A 21,203-nucleotide genomic window follows, 5' to 3' on the forward strand; every position below is an offset into this window, starting at 1 on the left:
GCTCACTGCTCTAATCTATAAATTAGTCCTCTTGAGCGCAGCGAAAAGGACCGCGTACTCCCGAGGCGCAATTCGGGCGAGGCGCAATTCGGGCGAGGCGCAATTCGGGCGAAGCGAAACTCGGGAAGCGAAAATTGGGATGGAAAGATTGTACGTGTGTCTCTTTTCTCCTGTGTTTTCCGTGATTCATGTGATCCTTAATCTCTGGATACCGTGATAATGGGCATTATCTCTTTGAAAGTGATATACTCTTTCAAATCCGATTTCAGAATTCTTTCGATTTCACTCCAGCTGCTGTCCCTTGTTTCCGTAAACACGTACCCGAAGAGTCCGTACTTTTCATGGTCGGCTTTCCTTAGTTCCAGGGGCTTTTCAAAGTCTGAAAGCAATTTTTCATAATCGAAAGCCTTTACATTTTTCGAAATCACTTCCGCAGGCTTGTTCAATATGACAAGGCAGAAACTATTTCCTTCCTTACCTGCAAGAATTTTATCCCATTCTGGCTCAAGCTGTTCCAGGAAATACCTGTAAGTATTAATCCCATAGGCAAAATGTGCAATATCGGTTGTACACCAGCCGGCAAAACGCATAGGGTTCAGTTCTATTAGCTGGACTCTCTTATCACTCCCGATCCGCAGTTCCATGTGCAGAGGGAAATTTCTAAGTCCGGCAAGCTTTCCGATTTCCTTTAGAAGATCTTCAACGGTTTCCCTGTAGGTTTCTATAACTGCTTTTGAGGTAAAGTATACCCGGTCGCCAACATCGTTTTCCGAAGAAAAGGTATGTTTTAAGATATTGAGGACTACAGGCTTTCCTACGCTGTTGAAGTAAGCATCAACTGCTAATTCTTCTCCTTCGATATTTTCTTCAATAATGAACTCTCCTATGTCAAGCACCTGCACAGGATAACGTCCCTTAATTTCCTCGACTTCGGCTTTTATATGCTGGAGGACTGAACTCCATTCCTCATTGGTGGATACTTTACGTACCCCAAGGCTGAAAAAACCTACAGCAGGCTTTATGATAAAGGGCTTCTTTATTTCCTCAACACGGATCTCATCCAGCTTTTCAAACTCAACTCCCTGGAAATAGAAATCAGGGTATATCCTTTCCAGCAGTTGCCGGAATTTGATTTTGTTTTTGAAAAGCTCAATTTTCTCAGGCAGCCCGGTAAAGCCAAGGTTTTCAGAAATCCAGCCAATGGAATTTTCGGAATTGGAATAAAGAGAACATTCACCTTTTTCTTTTATGAATTCAATAAACTCGGCTTTGTCAAGAAGCTTCAGCCTTTTTTTCGTACTTATTCCGGTTGCCATTTCATTTTTTAAAACGGGAACCTGCAGCTCTGCAGCAGTATCTTTTAAAAATTCAGAGACGTAGGGATGATCAAGGATTAACATTCTTTAACCTTTTTTGTTTTTCGGCCTGGATTTATAAAACTGGATATCTAAATCCAGATAATAAGAGAGGTTAGCAATTAAGAGAGGTTAGTAATTAAGAGAGGTTAGCAATTAAGAGAGGTTAGCAATTAAGAGAGGTTAGTAATTAAGAGAGGTTAGTAATATTTATTGTGGAATTTATCGTGGAACGTACCAAAATCTCTCTGTATCAAACTGTGTTGCGGGAAATAAGTTTTAAAAGAATGCTTTTGTCATCAGAGTCTATCCAGCCGGTAATGTAAAGGACTGCAGCGAAAATCGGGACTGAGGCAACGCTGAGAAACAGGATATCAGCATATGACCTGAAAAGGATAATGAATAGAGATACCACACATGCCCCTATGAGGGGAGAAATGGCTCCCTTGAGTGGATTTTCGTGTAAAAGGTTCTTATGAATCCAGAACAGGCCAAAGGTCATAGACCCGAGTACCGAAAATACAGTAGCAATAGCAGCACCCACATAACCAGTCGAAGGGATCAGTATCAAGTTTAAAATTACGTTTAAAAGTGCGGCTAATATGGCTGTTTTTGAGATTATTTGCTGGTTTCCGCTGGAAACGCATGTGGAGCTGATAAGGACACTTATGAATGTAATTGCTGTTGCCCAGATAAGGATTTGCAGCGCAATTATTGAGTTCTGATATTCAGGGCCGTAGACTGTTAATATAATTTTTTCCGAAGTAAAGGTTACCAGGACTGCAATCAACAGACCTGCAGCGAAAAGATATTTAAAAGTCCTGGCGTATGCGAAACTAAATGAATCAAAAGAGTCTTTAAAATATTTTGACATCAAAGGAAATGTGGAGGTTGTAAACGCTGCCGGAAGAAAAACAAGCGCATCTGTAAGGCGATAGGCAGCAGAATAAAACCCAACTTCAGCATCTCCCCGTAAAAAGGAGAGCATAAGGACATCAATCCTGAAATATACAACCGTAAAGACCGAGGCAACGGCAATCGGAATAGCTTCTTTTATTAATTGTTTCATTAAAGGAAGGTCAACATCAAAAGATACTTTGACTAACTTTTTTGAGAATAAGACCATCAATAAATTATGTAGAAAAGTAGCTGAAACCGAAGCAAGGATAAAAACATTAAGCGTCGAATGGTTAGCAATAGCCAGGAAAACAAATACAAGAAGAAAGACCCTGCTAGCAAGGTTGAATAATAAAGAATATTCCATTCTCAGTTTTGCTTCATATATGGTTCCGTAGGCTCCGGTCCCGCTTATAAGCAGTCCGAGAGCCGCTATATACAATGCATTTTTTGTGAAGGGGGGGAAATTTATGACATTTATTAAAACAAGAGCCAGCAGTAGAGCAATAAACGCAAGGAAGAATTTTATTATAGTCCCGTTGCCGATCAGTTTCCCTGCTTTTTCAGGTTCTTTTGCAGTTTCCCTTACAAGTATCTGGTGAACTCCCAGGTCCGGGATGAAACTGAAGAAATAGATAAAAGCAAAAGCAAAAGAAAATATTCCGTAGTCCTCAGGGCCCAGGTAACGGGCGATATATAACATAGCTACGAAACTGAGTATATTCGTTGCAATGCCGTTAAGAAACAAAAATCCGCTATTTCTTGCAAGATATTTGACTGTCTGCATAAAAATATCTATACTGAGAACGCGATGAAAGAATATAACTTTATTGCTGAGTTTACCCTGAAGCCCTTATAGAAATATACGCAAAAATAATTAACACTCCCGGCAAAAATAATTTAAAGTCAGATAAAATTACTTAGCGCGGCAACTATATATCCCCCTGAATTTCTTTATTCACTGAGGGGGAATGAATACTTGTGTACGTGTTGATAACGCCTGTAAAAGATGAAGAAAAGCTTCTTCGTGATGTCATTGAATCCGTAATTAACCAGACTGTAAAACCTGTTCTCTGGTTAATTATTGATGACGGAAGTACTGATGGCTCTCCAAAAATAATACACAGATTCGTATCCAGATATTCCTGGATAAAAACCATACATTTGCCTCCCCAACCGAGAGACATAATTTTTCACGTATCCTATGTTTATAAAAGCGGATTTGACTTCGCATTAAATTACTGTGAGAGAAATAAAATAAATTATAATTTTATTGCTTCAATGGACGCAGATACAATACTGGAAAAAGAATACTTTGAAAAAATAATGCATAAATTTGAAACCAATAAAAAATTAGGGATTGCAAGCGGCGGACTATACCATGAAATAGATGGCAAATTAAAGCTGTCCGGACAGGCTGAAAACTTCCCTTCAGGCACAGGAAGAGTCTGGTCAAAAGAATGTTTTTTTGATACAGACTGTTTTTCACTGGAACCCTCTGCAGATTCTATTTCAAATGTAAAAGCCATACTGCGGGGCTGGCATATCCAGAGATTTAACGAAATCCAGATGGTAGAAAAAAGGTTAACGAGCAGTGCTCAGGGTTTATGGAACGGGTATAAATTTAATGGGTATATGGCTTATTATTTAAACAAAAATCCAATATTAATATTGTTAAATGTGTTTAACTATACTTTAAAGAGACCACACTATACCGGAATAGCATTTTTACTGGGATATATAAAGCCCGTTATTAAAAATGAAGAAAGGATAAGTGACAGAGAAATCCGGGAATATTACTGGAACTACAGATTAGTTGAATACAAGAAAATAGTAATTAGTAGACTGAAATCCCTGGTTTCCGCAACTTAATTGTGTATTTGTGTCCGGAGGGTTTCCGGTAAAAACGAAAATTTAAACATTCTTTTTTAGATCCCGATAATATAGCATTCGGAATTCAGATCTATTTAATTCAAAAGGTTTCTGAGGCCTTTTTCAGTACGCGTTTAAGCTACTGTTTCATTTATGCATATGAAATCAAATATAAAATCAAATTAGAGAGTCAAATGTACAATAGAGAAGTTAAATATTAAAATCCTCTTTAAGTATAAGTGCTTTCATCTCAGGTGACATAATGAAAGTCCTGAAAACTCTCTCCCGCCTCTACATTTCCGACCTTAACTCAGTCCTTGACTTCTACGAAGACCTCCTCGGCACCTCCGCAGCCATGCGTTTTGAACTCCCACAAATTGGCCTGGAACTGGCTCAGGTAGGAGATATTTTACTGATAGCCGGATCGGATGAAGCTCTGAAACCATTCAGAAGCACGCAGGCTACATTTCTTGTTGATTCTCTCGATGACTTCAGGGCTTATCTGGAAGAAAAAGGAGCAAAAATTATCCGCGGGCCTGCAAAAGTTCCGACCGGGAAGAATATGACGATAAAGCATCCTGACGGGTCAGTGATAGAATATGTGGAACACTCAAACACTGCCTGAAAAATAAGTTTAAACGATAAATCTGGGAGACTGTATTTGGTTTTGTTTGATTCTGTTTTATTCTGTTCAGTTCTGTTTTAATGTTAATATTTTAATTTTTTTATCCGGGTGGGAAATGTTTTAAACTTATAAATTAACCGGTTTGTATAAAATAAATCTTATAACTCTAGTCGAGTTACCAATAAATTCTATTGTCATTAAGTTGGGAAATTTTCCTGGGGGATATTATGGTAAATACCAGTTTTACAAGAGACGTTCAGTTTCCGGCTTTGCCGCTTGAAGAGTGGGAAGATACAAAGAATACTCTGCACCTGTTTCTGCAAATTGTGGGAAAGGTCAGGCTTGCTTTGCATCCGAAAATGAACCACTGGTGGCATGTGCCTTTTTATGTGTCTGTGCGCGGGCTTACTACGGGGCCTATTCCTTATGAGGACATGATTTTTGAGATGGAATTTGATTTCAGAGATAAAGAGCATTTTTTGAGGATCGAAACAAGTGAAGGTGATTCGAAAACCGTGCCTTTGAAAAGGCTGTCTGTTGCCGGGTTTTATGAAAAGGTTTTTTCAAGCCTTAATGAACTCGGGATAGTGGCAGGCATCAAGCCTGTGCCTTACGACATACCCGGAGTGACAGAGCCGTTTACATCGGAATATCAGTATGCGTCCTATGATGAAGAATACGTGAACAGGTTCTGGAGGATCCTTGTACAGGTAGATTCGATCTTTAAGGTTTTCAGGGGCTGGTTCACAGGTAAAAGTTCACCTGTGCACTTTTTCTGGCACCATGCTGACCTGGCTTTTACTCTATTCTCAGGCAGGCCTGTTCCTGTCAGGGAGGAAGCAGATCCTGTAGAACGTGAGGCTTCTTCGCATGAGATGATCAGTTTCGGGTTCTGGGCAGGGGACCAGAACGTAAGAGAGCCTGCTTTTTACGCTTATATGCATCCGCAGCCGGCCGGTTTCATGGACGAACCTCTGAGCCCGAAAGAAGCCTTCTGGAGCCCTGAGGCAGGGGAGGCATTTCTCATGTATGAAGATGTCCGAAAAGCAGATTCGCCAGAGAAAGCGGTGCTTGATTTTCTTGAGAGCGTGTATCAGGCGGGGTCAAAAAGAGCGAACTGGAATATTGAATCTCTCAGGCTCCCTTCATCTAAAAAACAGCTTGAAGAACAGACTGAAAAGCAATCTAAAGCGCAGCCGGAAATACTGGAAAAACTGGAAAGGCCTGACGCCTGAATTAATAATTAAAAAGTTAAAAAACTGAAGGGTTTTGAGCTCGTCCCAAAACCAATTTTATTCTCAAATCAGTAGGGTTTCAGAACTTTTTTCCATGCTCAGAAACTCGATTGATATTCAGAATACGAGATTCAAAAAAATCAATTTTGAGTTCTGGGACGAGCTCATATAAGATTAGCCAATATTGTAGAAGTACTAATGTATCAAAGTTGGAATTTAAGAAATCGTAATCTTTTTATGCGGGAGTAAAATGAAAGCTCATTATAAAATATTCATGGTAGATCAGGATAAAATATTTAAAACGATAATTGATTTAGTCACTATTATCGTCCTTTATATACTGATACTGGCGCTACTTGCCGGAGTGTTAAATATCCTCCAGGATATCAAATCAATTTTATTTGGAACTCTCGGTGGCGGTTTTGGTCAGATAGTATCTAGTGTCCTTACAATTTTTGTTCTTATTGACCTTTTCAAGACTTTTGTGGATTATCGTGAACATGAAGAAATCAGACTTACATATGTAACCGACGCTACGATTTTAATAGTCATGCGTGAAATCGCAGTGGGGGTATATGACCAGAGATTTGATTATCAATTTATTTTAGGCTTATCGACATTGCTGTTGATATTAGGTATAACAAGGGCTCTAGCTGTCAAATATCCACCTAAATCATAATTTCTTACCCATCATTTGTAATGGTAAATGATGTATCGGCTCTGTAGGAATTCTATTACCAACTTCCTTTTAATATACGTAATTTAGAAAATGTTGTATATTGTCGTACAAAATCACTCATTCGGAATGAGTGAGGAAAAACGGACCTTCGTAGTAAAGCATACAACTCTGTGTACTTTATAATAACAGCCTGAATAAAGTTACCCTCGTGGCAGTCCCTGCTCTCCGGAGAGGTAAAAACGAAATTTGGCAGTGCCGCAAATTTGCTGTAAATTCTAAGTCAAGTTTTTGTGTACAGTTCGTAATTTAGTTCTTTGATGTGGAATTTTCTATCCGATAACTTATTGAGATTTGTGATTCTACAGAAGAATTAGCACACTGCTTAAGTTTTATTCTATAACTCATATTTACTTCTTTGAATCTTGTCTTTAGAGTAACCAATTGAGTTCCGAATCATGAAAACAATCCTGAAAGCTGGTAATTGTTAAGGACAAAAGTAGTTTTAGGATAAGCTCATTATAGTAATAGCTAATGCAGTTTTTGTTTTTTGGAAAAATTTATTTTTTAAGCTGGGGCTGTACATTAAAGGGAGGAACCTTTTATGAAAACTTTTGAAGGACTTGTTTATGTAAAGCATGGACGAATAGGAAGCAAAAGTGAAGGTCCGGATTACTATCTTCAGACCTGGGACAGGGAGTATCTGCTGAAGTATGCGGATATAGGTCCATGGGAACTGGACTATTACCTTGAATTTTTCTGCCGTAAATTTGTTGAAATTACTGGCGAGCTTGATAAAGAGGGAAATACAATGAAAGTAACAACAATCAAGGAAATCTGCGTAGGATATATCCCTCAAAAAGATGGGACACAGTTGGCCGCGAAAAAAGAGTGAATTATACAAGACTTACGTACTTGAAATCCAAATTCAAATCAATGGACATTATGGCCAAAGTTAAGTGTTAGACAGTTAAGGGTTTAATGCTATTGATTTCTCTGCTCAACCGCAGTCCTATTATAGGAAACATTAGAAGTTTTGGTAGTATTCGATCATTCATTGTAATCAGGTAGGTCATTCATCATAATCAGGTATTTCAAAAAGTGCAGGGTATTTCTCTTTCAATGGTATGAGGAGTTTTTCATCTAGTTTGGCTTCATAAAGTGTTTTCACCTTAGAAAGCTGGTCAAGTGATAAACCGTGAGCCCCTTCAAGATTGGCCCCTTTAAGGTTAGCCCTCTCAAGGTTAGCCTCTTTAAGTTTAGCACCCTCAAATTTGGCTCCTTCAAGATTAGCCCCTTCGAGATTAGCCTCTATAAGATAAGTCCATTTAAGGTTAGCCCCTTCAAGGTTAGCCCCTTCAAGGTTAGCCTCTATAAGGTTAGCCCCTTCAAGATTGGCCTCTATAAGGTAAGCTCTTTCAAGTTTAGCTTTTTCAAGTTTAGCCCCTTTGAGGTTAGCCTTTATAAGGTAAGCCCTTTCAAGTTTAGCCCCTTCAAGGTTAGCCTTTATAAGGTAAGCCCTTTCTAGTTTAGCCCTTTCAAGTTTAGCTCCTCCCAGTTTAGCCCCTTCGAGGTTAGCTCCTTCAAGGTTAGCCTCTATAAGATAAGCCCTCTCAAGTTTAGCTCCTCCCAGTTTAGCTCCTCCCAGTTTAGTCCCTTCAAGGTGAGCCTCTTGAAGGTCAGCTCCATAAAGGTTAGCCCCTTGAAGGTTAGCCCTCTGAAGGTCAGCTCCGTAAAGGTCAGACCCCTGAAGGTTAGCCCCTTGAAGATTAGCCTCTCTAAAGTTAGCCAGATGAAGTTTAGCCAATTGAAGGGTAGCTTTTTCAATGTTAGCATCTATAAGGTTAGCCCCTTGAAGGTTAGCTTCTGTAAGATCAGCATAAAAAAGATTAACTCCTTGAAGGTTAGCCTCTTGAAGATTAGCTCCTCGAAGGTTAGCCTTTTCAAGTTTAGCTCCTTGAAGGTAAGCTCCTTGAAGGTTAGTCCCTATAAGGTTAGCCTCTTGAAGGTTAGCCCCTTCAAGGTGAGCCTCTTCTAGGTTAGCTCCTTGAAGATTAGTTCCTTGAAGGTTAGCCTCTATAAGGTCAGCTCCTTGAAGGTTAACCCCTTGAAGGTTAGCTCCTCGAAGGTATTTTCTCTCAGGAATATCCATTTAAATTAATCGGTTTTGAACTAAAATAAACATTGCTATGCTAACAAGATATCTTCTGATGTTAGGGGTTTAGTTTTTAAAATTATATTGATTTAGTTTTTAAAATTGTATTGATTTACAGTCTGGACCTGTAAGGACCGCAAGAACCGACAGCAACATTTGTATCAAAGTTGCTGTGGCGCATCCCGTTGCAAGCAACAGGGTATGTTCATGCCCCCGCTCTTATTATAATGGAGTTATTCAAAGTCAAGTATTTTCATTTGCTTATATGTTTCTTTTTCTTCCCGGTTTACCTGATTTTCAACATAGTTTTTATAACATCGGAAACTGTTCCATCCTCCACGGTTCCAATGTAACAGCCATCACTCCAGAGTTCACCACCCGAAGGCTGTTTTAATCTCAGGATGTTCTTTAAAGATTTGTCTTGCTGTAATGCTTTTTATAATTTGCATGACTTTTGAGGGAGAGTATTTTGGCTCAGCACCAACAAAAAGATGGAAATGATCACCATCAGCACCGATTGCATCGAACTCAAAACAGTACCTTTCGCCAATTTCAAAGCATATGTTTTTCAAAAAGTTGATGATTTCTACATCTATACGTCCAGATTTGTTATCTGGAATTGAGTCGAGTGTACTGCTTCTATTTTGGAACAAAAAGCTCCAAATTCTAAAGCTGATTGAGTGTAAAAAGAAGTTTTTTACGGTACTTCATGTAAATTCCACATCAAGTGACCAAAATTACAAACTGTACGCAAAAACTTGACTTAGAATTTATAGCAAATTTGCAATACTGCTCTCTTTTACGCTACTATAAACCTTATAGTGAATTCCGTCCCATTGTCTCTATTTAGTTCAATTTCTCCATCTAACTGGTCTACAAGAGTGATTATCAGTTGTATTCCAAGACTGTCGGGATTTTCCAGATCAAAACTTTCAGGCACACCTATTCCATTATCTGATACTATCAGAATAAAACTGGTGCCCTTTAAGCCCTCATTATTGTTCCCTGCTCTATTGTCCTTACTTTCTGGAGATTTTTCCCTACAAAATTTGATTTGAATTCTCCCGTCATCTTTGTCGGCAAATGCATGTTTGAGGGAGTTGGAAACGAGTTCATTAACAATTATACCCAGCGGGACTGCAATATCCATGTCAAAGAAAATGTTTTCTTCCAGATTCATGTCTAAGCTGGGACTGGCATTTCCAAGCCTGTATGTATGGAAAAGATTCTTAGCGAGTTCCTCAACATACGACGAAAAGTTTAGTGTATCGAGCCCTCCACCTTTGTACAGTTCCTCATGGATAAGAGCCATGGATATTACCCTGTTCTGGCTTTCCCTGAAGGATTCAAGAACTTCTGAGTCCTGAATACACTCTCTGTTATTGAACTGTTCAGCCTGAAGATCCAGGAGAGAAGATATTACCTGCAGGTTATTCTTGATCCGATGGTGGATTTCTTTTTTACGGGCAGTTTCGATATTCGCAAGGAACTTTTCTGTCTCTTTTCTTTCGGTCACATCATAAATCGTACCCTGGTAAAATTCCGGCTTTCCATCCTCTCTCTGAATTTTCTGGTAAATTTCATTAACCCATCTGATTCTTCCATCCCTGCGCTTTATACGAAATTCGATTTCTTCGTAACCTGAGGATAGAGAACTCCGAATCTTTTCCTCTTCTTTGAGAACGAGAGACAGGTCATCCGGATGGATTATGTCTTTCCACTTAATCCAGGACATAAACTCATCTTCACTATACCCGGTGATCTCTTCAACAGCACCATTCAGAAATACAGGAACAAAGTTTTCATCCAGCTGGAAAGCAATCCCATGGAAATTCTGTATAAAAGAGCGGTATTTTCTCTCACTTTCTGCAACGTTTTCTATTGCAAGTTTCCGTTCCGTAATATTTTTAATTACTCCGATGGCTCTGTATACCTTCCCTTTGTCATCATTTAGCCAGACTCCATAGTTTTCGGCATAGATGTAGTTCCTATCTTTTTTTCTGAGCCTGAATTCTACCTGAAACTTTTTCTCTTTCTCAAAAAACGTCATCAGGTTCTCAAGCAGTTCGAGCCTATCTTCAGGATGCACATGTTCTATACAGACCGATTTATCAAAATTCTCTAACTCTTCTGGATCGTACCCTGTTACTTCCCGTATGGCTCCTGCCCACCTGACTTCACGTGTTTCGAGATTGAAATCGAATATAATCTGTCCTGTCTGTTCGGTTGCTGTGCGGTATCTTTCCTCATTTTCTTGAAGCTGATTTTCTGCAATCTTGGCACCTGTAATATCTTTCAGCACTCCTATAGCCCCATAAGGCAGACCCTCATGATCCGTAAGGCAGATCCCGGAATTTTCTATATAAATGCAGGTTCCGTCTTTTCTTCTCAACCTTAATTCTTCTCTAAATCTGCCTCCGACATTTCTCACATTCTGGAACTTTTTGTCCACATGATTCATATCTGCTAGATGGATATTCTTAATCCAGACGTCCTTGCCAAAATTCTGAAATTCTTTGAAACTGTATCCTGTAACTTCTTCTATGGCACCTGCCCAGGTGCTTTTATCTGTTCTTAAGTCGTAGTCATATACCACCTGTCCTGTCTGCTCTGTGACAATCCTGTACCTTTCCTCGCTTTTCTTGAGTTTTTCTTCAGCTTTTTTACTATTGGTTATATCTCTGGCAATAACTGAAATAGAGGTCAGCTTTTCAGAAGCATCAAAAATCGGAGAAAGAGTTAGTGAGACATTTATTATCTTACCGTCCTTTCTTAACCGTAAAGTCTCATAATGGTGGATTTTATCTCCCTGTATAATCAGCTCAGCTAATTCTTTTGTTTCCCCAACTAATATGGGTGGATCCAGGATGGATATGGGCTTTCCCAGGACTTCTTTAGCCGAATAACCATAAATTTGCTCCGCGCCTTTATTCCAGCTAAGAATAATGCCGTCAAGGGACTTGGTTATAATGGCATCGTATGAATATTCCACGATACTTGCTAAGTTCAGTCTTTCTTCCTCTGCTATTTTACGCTTGGAACTTTCTATCTGCTCCCATTCTCCTTTCCTTTTGATCAAAGCAAATCGATGATTTGCGATTACGTCAATGATTCCGACTGCGTCGCAGTTGTTAAGAGAATAGGTGCAGAGATCTATTATCTGATAGTTTTCGATTATCCTGTCTATTTCTTCCTCATAATGAGTGAAAACATTCCAATCTTTATCTTTCAGCCATAAAGTGCACTCAGTTAACCTCAAACCATCATAGCCATTTGCCAGAGCCTTATTGAGTTTTTCAACCAGGCAATTTAAAGCTCTTTCAGAATCGAAACTGCCCTCTATAAAGTACCAGTGCGTGTAGGGAATTAATTCCATTTGCCCATTCTCAAGATAAGCATCAAAATTAGGAATAGCTCGTCTCAGGGCTTCTTTTATCTCTTCTAATTCAGAAGGTTTTGATGTAATCCATATGCAAAATTCGTTATTTTCAAGTCCGGCCTTGAAATAGGGGACCAGTGCGTCCATTAAATCTTCTTTTGTCTGATAAAACTGGCAGAAGTGCGTTCCCCAGGGCACATCTCCAATAATATCAATACCAGATTCTCTCAGGATTTCTCTCATTCCATCCTTCTCCATGGTTTGCTGCTCCAACCTCCATTTTTTCGAAATTTCAGCTCTTCAATATTTTGGATCCCTAGAGTAAGTTCCCGAAAATCGTAAGAATAGAAATCCTTCCACTTTTCTCCAGATACCGGTTGGTACCAGTGTCGCGTCAGCAGTAAAATGTCTTATAATATCGATTACAACTATTCGGAATATTTCAATCCTTGAGGAATGACGCGACACTAGTGTTTTCTGATTTGATTAACTACTCACCCCAAGCTCCTGCTTTGCATGTTATAGTTTTCACAGCAAAAATCTACTTCATAAACTGAACGAGATACATCTGGTTTGTGTTCACATGCGCTTACTTGGTCTGTTAGTTTATACTATTCAATAATATAACAGTTTATTCATAAGATATAAATAAGTCGACCGCAAAGCTCAAAATTTGCGTCTTTAAATCTCGTTTTTTAATGAACCATCGAGCTTCTCACCAGAGAAGATGTTCCCGAAAAATATGAAATTTAAGAATAAAAATAGAGGGGCAGTAATTCTGGTTTTCAGAAGTCTGAGCCGTTTCTGGATATCCCCACGCTTGTACCGGGGTCAGCCACAGGTCCCAACAGGTCTTTTTTTATTCATGAATTTCCTTCCCGCTGCTTTCTGGTTTGATCTCCCGCTCAATAGTCGAAATGGCATACACTTCACCGGCTTTCACCAATGCTGTGGCTGTTAGCCATACACCCAGAATTCGACCGTCCTTAGTGAGTCTTCGGGTGCGGTAAGGTTCAAGAACATCAGCCTGGCTAAGCTTCTTCAGCATGTCTAACTCATTCTCTTTCCGGCTCTCGGGAACCAGTCTGTTAATGTTCATCGTCAGCGCTTCAGCTTTGCTCCAGCCATACATCCTCTCTGCTATCGGATTCCAGGCAAGTATATTTCCCTCCATATCCTGCAAAGTTATCGCATCATTTGCGTCGCGAATTACTACTGCCAGGCGGCGCATGGACTCGGATTCCTTCATAATCTCCTTTGCCTGCTTCATCTCGGTAGTATCAGTAAAGGTAATCACAGCTCCTTTTATAACGTTGTCAAGGGTGCGATAGGGCCGGATGCGCATCAGATACCATGCGCCTTCCTTGATCTGGACTTCAATATCTTTGGGTATCAGGCTGTCCAGCACCTCCATTATATCCTCTACCAGACGGTCATAGCCCAACAGGTTTGAGACAATGTGCCCAACCGGCCTCCCAACGTCGGTAGGGATCAGATTGATTATCTGTGTAACAGTAGGAGTAAAACGCAGGATGCGTAGTTGATGGTTCACAAAGATGGTGCCTATACCTGTACCTGCCATCAGGTTATTCATATCGTCAACGGCCTGCGACAGATCAGCCACCTTATTTTCCAGTTCGGTATTGACCGTAGCCAGCTCCTCGTTGACGGACTGCAGTTCCTCCTTTGAGGTCTCCAGTTCTTCGTTGGTGGATTGAAGCTCCTCGTTGATTGACTGCATCTCCTCGTTTGAGGATTTGAGCTCTTCATTGGAGGTCTCCAGTTCTTCATTGGAAGCTTTGAGATGTTCTTCCTTAATCTGCAATTCCCGCGTCAGCTCCAGGATGCGCACATCAACTTCCGTTGGGCTATCACCGACATCTACCGAAGGGATCTTTCCGATTCCGCCCTTCTCCCACTCAGTCGGTTCCTCAAAAGTGATCAGGAACATGTTTGGTTCGGTGGCTGCAGCAGAGCCTGCTGTCATAGGTCGTACAGCCAGATTAACTGTTGTGAAGTCTCCGTTGGTTTTGACCCGCAACCCGGAGTGGAATACCGGCTCTTTACGCGTCACTGCTTTATGCAGGGCTGTGGACAGCTCCTGCCGCAATCCTTCGCGGGCCATCTTCAGGATACTCAAACCAGCTTCACCGGGAGCCGGTTCCAGGTACATACCGGTACGACCATGAAGATAGAGGATGTCGCCTCTCCGATTGATGAGCACGCTGACCGGGGCATAATATTGCAGCATCGCCTGTTCGGTCAGCTCGCGCAATTGAAGTTTGCTTTCGACAGGAGTCTTACCTGGAAGTCTTTTGGTCTCCCTGTTTTCCAGTCCCGGGGGGATAAATGTCCCTATGGGAAGGCGTCCACCGCTAACACCTTTTTTGCGATACAGCTTCGACTTGCGGTCCAGCGTATCAAAAAGGCCCTCGAATTCACCTACTGTCTCGGAGGGACCAAGGAAGAGAAATCCTCCCGGGTTCAATGCGTAGTTAAAAAGGGGAATGAGCTTCTTCTGCAGTTCCCTATCCATATAGATCAGCAAGTTGCGACAACTGAGCAGGTCAAGTTTGGAGAACGGCGGGTCTTTGATAATATCCTGCTCTGAAAAAACTATCATATCACGAATATTTTTCTGGATGCGGTAGTTGCCGCCTGAATCCATAATAAAGAAGCGCCCCAGCCTTTCCGTTGAGATATCGATGGAGATGGTGGCGGGGTAGACGCCGCTGCGGGCTTTTTCGATGGCCCTCCTGTCAATATCGGTTGCAAAGATCTGTATCTTGAAAATTTGCTTCAACATTTCCATCTGCTCCTGGAGCAGGATGCCAATGGAATAGGCCTCCTCACCTGTAGAGCAGCCGGGCACCCAGATACGTATCGTTGAGTTTGAGTGCTTGCCACTAAAAAGTTGGGGGATGATTTTTTCCTGGAGCGCATCGAACGCCGCAGGATTACGGAAGAAACTGGTGACGCCGATTAAAAAGTCTTGAAAGAGCGCCTCAACTTCGGCAGGTTTTTGCTCTAAATGACGCACATACTCGTCCACACTCTTGATATTCTGGATAGCCATACGCCGCTCAATGCGGCGGCTGATGGTGCTCTGCTTGTAAAGGGAAAAGTCGTGACCGGTCCGCGTGCGCAGCAGATTGAATATCTTTTTCATCGCATCTTCAGCCTGGACAACCACGTGGGGTCTTTTTCCAAAGGCCTGGTTGACATAGGCAATGAGCTGGGCAGGCATCTCGGCTGGCGCCAGGATATAGTCTACAAGACCTGTGGCAATGGCGCTTTGTGGCATGCCATCGTACTCACTGGATTCAAGAGTCTGTGCCATCACCATACCTCCCTCGGTCTTGATAGCCTGCACTCCCAGTGTGCCGTCGCTGCCTGTACCCGAGAGTACGATGCCAATGGCCATCTCTTGCTTGCTCTGAGCGAGGGATCTGAAAAATAAATCAATCGGCAGGCGATGGCCGCGCGGCTCGGCAGGTTTCATCAATTGCAGCGTACCATACTCAAGGACCATGTCATGATTAGGAGGAATGACGTAGATGCAGTCAGGCTGGACAAACATCCCATCCTTGACTTCATAAACCGGCATCTGTGTGTAGCGCCCGATCAGGTCGGTGAGGATGCTTTTGTGGTTCGGGTCCAAGTGCTGCACCAGGATAAAGGCCATGCCGGACCTGGTGTCGGAGGGCATGGCTGAAAAGAAAGCTTCAAACGCAGCCAGCCCCCCAGCCGATGCGCCGATACCTACAATGGGAAAGCTCTCTTTTGGGGATTCGTTCGAGTCTGCACCCGGGGCAGGCTGTCCATCATTAATAGAGGTTTCTTCTGCAGAATGCAGTTTTTCCTCTTCTGATATTTGTATTTCCTCTTTGCCTGTAGCTTCCTTTTTTTTAGCCATATTACCGCCTCCTTTATACCTCAACCTGGATTCTTATAATATCTTTCAAATGCGCACTTGACGATGGATCGCCGCCAGGTTTACGTGCACGATCCGGGACAGGTTTGAACTCATAACAATTGGTGAAGTCCAGAGAGTTTTCCGCCAGCTGGATGTATTTTTTAAGCTCTTAACCTTAATATAAAGATATTTTCCAGATGAATATAGTATTAATTTCTTAATTGTGAAAAATAAACATGTGTAATAACAGTATAAAACACTGATATATAATATCTTTAATCGAATTCCAACCGGGGAGTTATTTTCAACCCACGAAAAGATCTCAAATTAGAATTTTGACTTAAAAACTTATTCTTTTTTTAGCTAGTTCTGATAAGCACTTATCTTTATTGGATAACGGCAACTTTAAACAATGCCATATATGCCGTTCTCATGTCGAAAAACAGTATGTTATACAAAGGAGTCCTCTTCGAGGACTCCTTCGATAACTATCTTAGCAGAGAAAGCACTTCAATTTGCCAATTCCTGTACTTCCTCTGCATTGACGATATTGCAAAGCACGTCGAGCGTACTTATTATACCAACAAAAGTTGGCACTTTAAATACAGTGTTTCTTCTATGATAAAACTCTTTGTTGTGAAATGTTTCAGGAAGCTTTCGTATGATAAAACCATTTCTTCCATAACAGAGGAAGAAGGTAGCTTGCTCTCTTTTTTTGATGAAAACGGTCAGATTAAACTTCCTTCAGGTGGAACCCTTCATCATTTTGTGAAGTATAGGCTTGGAGAGGAAGGAATCAATGAGATAATGATGCTTTTAGGTGAAAAAATTCTCAAACTTTCTGCGGAAAAGGAAGCTAAGATCGATTCCACTCCACTTGAAGCTTCAAGATACGATAAACACGCTGATTACAATCCTCATTATGAATGCAAAATGGATAAAGCGCATATTACAATGGTTGGAACTTACCCTGTTTTCATGACTCATACAAAAGGAGTTGCTGGTGATTCTCCAGAACTTATCAACCATATTGAAGCTCTAAATAAGATGAACGCTAATCTCGAATTGTATTCTGCAGATGGAGGTTATGATTCATTCCTTAATCATTCTGACATTTGGTATCGCCTTGAAGCAAAACCGATCATCTCCTACGCTTCAAATGCCGTAGTCAATCAAGAAGGTGAAGAGGAAAGAATCAATCACTGGGTAAATAAAAAGTGGAGAGTCGGTGGAGATGTTCATGCACCAATGGAAAACAAACTCAAGTTTCTATATGAGATTGGAAGGAAAGAACAGGTAGGAATGTACCTGAGAAACCAGAACATCAGAGATGAGTTTTTTGATGACCAATATAAAAAGAGAGCTGAATGTGAAAAGATACATGGACATATTAAGGGTACAGTAAAATTTGATATCAGAAGAGTGAGAAATGAGAGTAGAAGACTCTACTCTCTATTGAGTTTCATAGCATACCAACTGCTGGTGCTGACAGAAATGCAAAATAAAGTTGGAAATAAGAATTCATTTGGGAGATACTTTTAAAGAAATGGATGTCAAATTAGATTAGCGATTTTAAAAGCTAATTTGAGATCCTCCACGAAGACCAGTGAAAACCAGTATTACGTTTAAGTACTAAGACCGGAGTTTATAAGATCTCATAAAAATCGTGGTGCAGCTATGGATATTATGTAGGTCTAACAAGAAATTAATTAAGTTCCAAACTTGTTTCGTTCAATTTTGGCGTCGCCACATATTGAACTAGCCCACCGATTGATACTTATATGATTTTCACCATATTATACTAAAGAAACCATAATAGGGCGTCTTGTTACAGAGATCCTGTGTTAGACCCCATATAGTGGGAAATTAACTATTTTTGTGCCACACCGATTTATTTAATTGGTTCTATATTTGTCGGTTTTATATTAAAATGCTTGGAATTGTTACCCAACATAATTAATTTTTTGTTAGACCCTATGTAGATCATGTCGCTTGATGTGGCTTTATACTATAAAGTATAAACTCCGGTAAGAAATAAGATGCCTTAAGAGTCCGATAAACATTCAATACATTATTTATGGCTTTATTTTAAATTAAAAGTTTAGAAATACTTATTTTCTTATTTAAACTGTTTTAAGCTATTTTTAATTATAAGTATATTTATATTTGAGCCTGTCAATATAAGTATTATCAATTAATGGACAAGCCTGAAAGACAGCTAAAACGAATTTTTCCAGGGACGAAAGGTCTAGTCGAAGAATGGTCTAGTAGAAATTGCAGGCACAAGAAAATATTAAGTGAGTTAGTTTCAAAGGTTAAATTTTTGACTATAAATCCAAAAATCACAGAATTATATAATAATTATAGAATTATATAATTATCATAGAATTATATAATAATCATAGAATTATATAATAATCATAGAATTATATAATAGAATCTTTGCATCGATCTATAAATTATTTTCATTCAATTGAACAGAATTAGGAGTGTAATGTATGAGAAACAAAAAAATTGATCGAATAAAAAAGACTCTTGCTGTTTTGCTGGTGCTTTGTTTTGCATTGTCAGTGACAGTTACATCAGCAAACGCAGCTGATAACAGTAAAAATGGCTACAATGATGGCTATAACAAAGGCTACAAAGACGGCAAAAACCAAAGCCAAAAAGACTGCGAGAAATATGGCAGCAGAGAAAACATCTCAAAAATCCCTGATCCTTCCAACAAAGACAGCTGGACCAAGCACTATAAAGACAGTTACAACACGGGCTACAAAAAAGGATACATCGACGGATACAACGGAAATAGATACTCATGCTTAAAGTGAACTCTTCCTTAAAACCCTGTCTGAAAGATCAGATTTTTGAGGGGTGAGCCTCCTGGTTAATAGCTCTCTTTTGAGACAAGGTTTCCGGGCTCTTCCTCTCATCCCATAGGTCTAATTTTCCAAAGATCAATATCCCAGATATCCTAAAAGGTTTTAATCCTGTAAAGTAAATTAGGGGTTTTGATCTGTAAAGTAAATTCGTTAATATTAAGAGCGGCATTTATACTCTGTCGTGCTTTGCTTGCAAGCAGGGTAAACTCATTTTCTATCCTTTAACATTAGATCAGCTTTATGGAATTCGCAAACATTACATAGTCTAGAAAAGAGTTCGAGTTGACGATATTCAGAATTGTTTTTTCAAACCATTTTGCTTTGTACTCTAACTTTGCTGCAAAGTCCTCAACGCAGAACCCCTATAACCGAGCAAAATAATGATTCTATTGTATATCTATTATCCAAAGTTTCTATATTAAAAGTTTCAACAGCTAAAACCCGGTTCCCGCGAAAAGGTTAAAAGAGCTCATACTGGAAATTATTTAAAGACCTAATACTGGAAAGTATTTCCGTGATGTTTATATTTTCATGGAGTTTTGCGAGCCCCCGTTTAGCATTTTTCCTATTGGATAAGCCTTCTTGCTTACTTGAGACTTTTTTATGCAGAACTTGAAGAAAAAGTCCTAATGTGTTATAGAAAAGGTGAGACGGTCGGCATGAGTAAAATTTGCCGCGTTATTGCAATAAAATTGTAATAACAGATTAAACTATATGGCTGTCTGCATCTATTTCATAGATTTCTTTAAAAGGAAATAAATAAAAAATGAAATATTTATCTACCATATATACTTACTTAAATATGATTAGTAACCACGTCGATTTGGTATTATTTAAGCTAAAAACATTAGTTAATGTATACGATTGATGAAATCGACCCGTAAATTGATACTAGATATTTGGATCGCATTTTTCATAATATGGGGGTTTGTATTTTATAAAAAATGTCGTATAATTATTAATAATCAAGACTAAAATGGATTTTGATAGACTCAATAAACAGTACACATCAAACGGGGACAGGAAAAGGCTACAAAAAAAGAGTTTACAGGCATGAAGAAAGTTCTCATTAAGCCTGCTTCAAAATTCATTATTTACCTTTCCAGGATCAGTTTTGAAACGTGCTCGTAGATAACAAATCCAACCGGACCCTGGTGACGAGCCTTGATCAAACCTGAAAGAACATCCCTCCTGTGTTCAGAAAAAATGTAGATTTTATGATCGCGATTTTTATCAGCTGATCCCCACAACCTCAACTTACAATACTGGATTTCTGGTACAAATGAATCTGAGGCTCTACATTATCTGCACTGCTGCTTTACTCGCTTCAGGGGCGCCTGTTTTACTCGCTTCAGGTATACCTTTCTTAGCAGACAGCAATATCACTGCAACAGTTCATGGAGGAACGTATGTATGGGATACCTTTGAACCCATAAACGATACTGTAATTGACATAAATTCCACTCCCCCTCAATCCATAGTAGCAAAAGACGGCACATATTCCTTTGAACTGGTACCCGGAGACTATGCTATTACAGCCAGTTATTACAAGAACAACACCCTAATCTATTCAAAAGAAACAACTCTCAAGATTGAAGGTGAAGGAGATTATGTGTTAGATCTCCTGCTTTATCCCGTCTCCGAAAATACAGTAACGGAAGCAACCGCAGCTAGAATAAACAATCCCGATAATGTAAATCCGACCGGGACAGGGAATGACTCTTCAACTGTAAGTTACCTACCAGTAGTTCTTACACTTTTTCTTCTATTCGGCGGAAGCTATAGATTTTCCAGAAGGCATAAAAAGATGGAAAAAAACAGGTTTCAGAAAGAGAAAAGTAATACATCTGGACTTCTGGAAAAAATCCTCGGGACAAGCATCGGTTATGGAGTAAAACCGGAACTTGGAAGCATTAGAGAAACAACCTGCGTTACAGAGCCGATGATGGAACCCGCAGGTAATTCCGAAACTGAAACCGCTGCTCTAAAAAAACCCCCAATTTCTACAGATCTGCGTGAAGTCCTGGACGTAATTCGAGGACGTAAGGGAAGGATTACCCAGAAAGACCTGCGTAGCAGGTTGGAGTATTCCGAAGTAAAAGTCAGCCTCCTACTTTCGGAGTTGGAAAAGAGAGGACTGGTTAAAAAGTTCAAGAACGGGCGCGAAAATATTGTGGTTCTAATAGACGAGGACGAGAAAAATTAAAATTCATG

Annotated in this window: 13 protein-coding genes and 1 pseudogene; 8 read left to right on the top strand and 6 right to left on the bottom strand. The window is 40.0% G+C overall.

Features of this window, described 5'->3' with window-relative positions; all coding sequences use genetic code 11:
- Positions 1-197: 197 nt before the first annotated feature.
- Both ACZ5A8_RS12940 and ACZ5A8_RS12945 read right to left on the bottom strand, forming a co-directional pair.
- On the bottom strand, positions 198-1,400 hold the full coding sequence (locus ACZ5A8_RS12940) for an ATP-grasp domain-containing protein (RefSeq protein ID WP_464529519.1): 1,203 nt from the start codon (positions 1,398-1,400) through the stop codon (positions 198-200).
- 208 nt (positions 1,401-1,608) lie between these two features.
- Positions 1,609-3,039 carry a flippase gene (locus ACZ5A8_RS12945; protein WP_464529521.1) on the bottom strand — a complete coding sequence of 477 codons (1,431 nt, stop codon included), beginning with the start codon at positions 3,037-3,039 and terminating at the stop codon, positions 1,609-1,611.
- A gap of 194 nt (positions 3,040-3,233) precedes the next feature.
- Between ACZ5A8_RS12945 and ACZ5A8_RS12950 the strand changes: the two genes are divergently transcribed.
- From ACZ5A8_RS12950 to ACZ5A8_RS12970, 5 genes are all read left to right on the top strand, one after another.
- The gene (locus ACZ5A8_RS12950; protein WP_464529523.1) at positions 3,234-4,124 is read left to right on the top strand and encodes a glycosyltransferase family 2 protein; all 891 of its coding nucleotides are present in this window, start codon (positions 3,234-3,236) and stop codon (positions 4,122-4,124) included.
- Positions 4,125-4,386: 262 nt separating this feature from the next.
- Complete coding sequence (locus ACZ5A8_RS12955; protein WP_464529524.1) at positions 4,387-4,749, top strand: VOC family protein; 363 nt, start codon at positions 4,387-4,389, stop codon at positions 4,747-4,749.
- A 227-nt stretch (positions 4,750-4,976) separates the two neighbouring features.
- Positions 4,977-5,984 carry a DUF5996 family protein gene (locus ACZ5A8_RS12960; RefSeq protein ID WP_464529526.1) on the top strand — a complete coding sequence of 336 codons (1,008 nt, stop codon included), beginning with the start codon at positions 4,977-4,979 and terminating at the stop codon, positions 5,982-5,984.
- Between the two features lie 250 nt (positions 5,985-6,234).
- On the top strand, positions 6,235-6,663 hold the full coding sequence (locus ACZ5A8_RS12965; RefSeq protein ID WP_464529527.1) for a phosphate-starvation-inducible PsiE family protein: 429 nt from the start codon (positions 6,235-6,237) through the stop codon (positions 6,661-6,663).
- Positions 6,664-7,264: 601 nt separating this feature from the next.
- Positions 7,265-7,555, top strand: coding sequence for a hypothetical protein (locus ACZ5A8_RS12970; RefSeq protein ID WP_464529528.1), 291 nt, complete (start codon positions 7,265-7,267; stop codon positions 7,553-7,555).
- Between the two features lie 177 nt (positions 7,556-7,732).
- Here ACZ5A8_RS12970 and ACZ5A8_RS12975 read toward each other — a convergent pair whose 3' ends face one another.
- The 4 genes and pseudogenes from ACZ5A8_RS12975 to ACZ5A8_RS12990 all read right to left on the bottom strand — a co-directional run bounded on the left by ACZ5A8_RS12975 (position 7,733) and on the right by ACZ5A8_RS12990 (position 16,110).
- Positions 7,733-8,812 carry a pentapeptide repeat-containing protein gene (locus tag ACZ5A8_RS12975; protein WP_464529530.1) on the bottom strand — a complete coding sequence of 360 codons (1,080 nt, stop codon included), beginning with the start codon at positions 8,810-8,812 and terminating at the stop codon, positions 7,733-7,735.
- Between the two features lie 236 nt (positions 8,813-9,048).
- Positions 9,049-9,468, bottom strand: a pseudogene (gene tnpA / locus ACZ5A8_RS12980) (IS200/IS605 family transposase).
- Between the two features lie 146 nt (positions 9,469-9,614).
- Positions 9,615-12,452, bottom strand: a complete 2,838-nt coding sequence (locus tag ACZ5A8_RS12985) for a PAS domain S-box protein (protein ID WP_464529531.1) — start codon at positions 12,450-12,452, stop codon at positions 9,615-9,617.
- 601 nt (positions 12,453-13,053) lie between these two features.
- Positions 13,054-16,110 (bottom strand): chemotaxis protein CheB, encoded by a 3,057-nt coding sequence (locus ACZ5A8_RS12990; protein ID WP_464529533.1) that lies wholly within the window; start codon positions 16,108-16,110, stop codon positions 13,054-13,056.
- Between the two features lie 432 nt (positions 16,111-16,542).
- Between ACZ5A8_RS12990 and ACZ5A8_RS12995 the strand changes: the two genes are divergently transcribed.
- The 3 genes from ACZ5A8_RS12995 (at position 16,543) to ACZ5A8_RS13005 (ending at position 21,195) form a co-directional block, all read left to right on the top strand.
- Positions 16,543-17,652: a transposase gene (locus tag ACZ5A8_RS12995; protein WP_464529534.1), complete on the top strand. Its 1,110-nt coding sequence runs from the start codon at positions 16,543-16,545 to the stop codon at positions 17,650-17,652.
- 956 nt (positions 17,653-18,608) lie between these two features.
- Positions 18,609-18,938 carry a hypothetical protein gene (locus tag ACZ5A8_RS13000; RefSeq protein ID WP_464529536.1) on the top strand — a complete coding sequence of 110 codons (330 nt, stop codon included), beginning with the start codon at positions 18,609-18,611 and terminating at the stop codon, positions 18,936-18,938.
- Positions 18,939-20,271: 1,333 nt separating this feature from the next.
- On the top strand, positions 20,272-21,195 hold the full coding sequence (locus ACZ5A8_RS13005) for a helix-turn-helix transcriptional regulator (protein WP_464529537.1): 924 nt from the start codon (positions 20,272-20,274) through the stop codon (positions 21,193-21,195).
- Positions 21,196-21,203: the final 8 nt, after the last annotated feature.

This window comes from Methanosarcina subterranea, from assembly GCF_055385895.1.

What these genes read in the sequence shown, in the direction of transcription:
- ACZ5A8_RS12940 (WP_464529519.1), bottom strand. Translation starts at nt 1,400, where the DNA reads ATGTTAATCCTTGATCATCCCTACGTCTCTGAATTTTTAAAAGATACT.
- ACZ5A8_RS12945 (WP_464529521.1), bottom strand. Translation starts at nt 3,039, where the DNA reads ATGCAGACAGTCAAATATCTTGCAAGAAATAGCGGATTTTTGTTTCTT.
- ACZ5A8_RS12955 (WP_464529524.1), top strand. Translation starts at nt 4,387, where the DNA reads ATGAAAGTCCTGAAAACTCTCTCCCGCCTCTACATTTCCGACCTTAAC.
- ACZ5A8_RS12960 (WP_464529526.1), top strand. Translation starts at nt 4,977, where the DNA reads ATGGTAAATACCAGTTTTACAAGAGACGTTCAGTTTCCGGCTTTGCCG.
- ACZ5A8_RS12965 (WP_464529527.1), top strand. Translation starts at nt 6,235, where the DNA reads ATGAAAGCTCATTATAAAATATTCATGGTAGATCAGGATAAAATATTT.
- ACZ5A8_RS12970 (WP_464529528.1), top strand. Translation starts at nt 7,265, where the DNA reads ATGAAAACTTTTGAAGGACTTGTTTATGTAAAGCATGGACGAATAGGA.
- ACZ5A8_RS12975 (WP_464529530.1), bottom strand. Translation starts at nt 8,812, where the DNA reads ATGGATATTCCTGAGAGAAAATACCTTCGAGGAGCTAACCTTCAAGGG.
- ACZ5A8_RS12985 (WP_464529531.1), bottom strand. Translation starts at nt 12,452, where the DNA reads ATGGAGAAGGATGGAATGAGAGAAATCCTGAGAGAATCTGGTATTGAT.
- ACZ5A8_RS12990 (WP_464529533.1), bottom strand. Translation starts at nt 16,110, where the DNA reads ATGGCTAAAAAAAAGGAAGCTACAGGCAAAGAGGAAATACAAATATCA.
- ACZ5A8_RS12995 (WP_464529534.1), top strand. Translation starts at nt 16,543, where the DNA reads ATGTCGAAAAACAGTATGTTATACAAAGGAGTCCTCTTCGAGGACTCC.
- ACZ5A8_RS13000 (WP_464529536.1), top strand. Translation starts at nt 18,609, where the DNA reads ATGAGAAACAAAAAAATTGATCGAATAAAAAAGACTCTTGCTGTTTTG.
- ACZ5A8_RS13005 (WP_464529537.1), top strand. Translation starts at nt 20,272, where the DNA reads ATGAATCTGAGGCTCTACATTATCTGCACTGCTGCTTTACTCGCTTCA.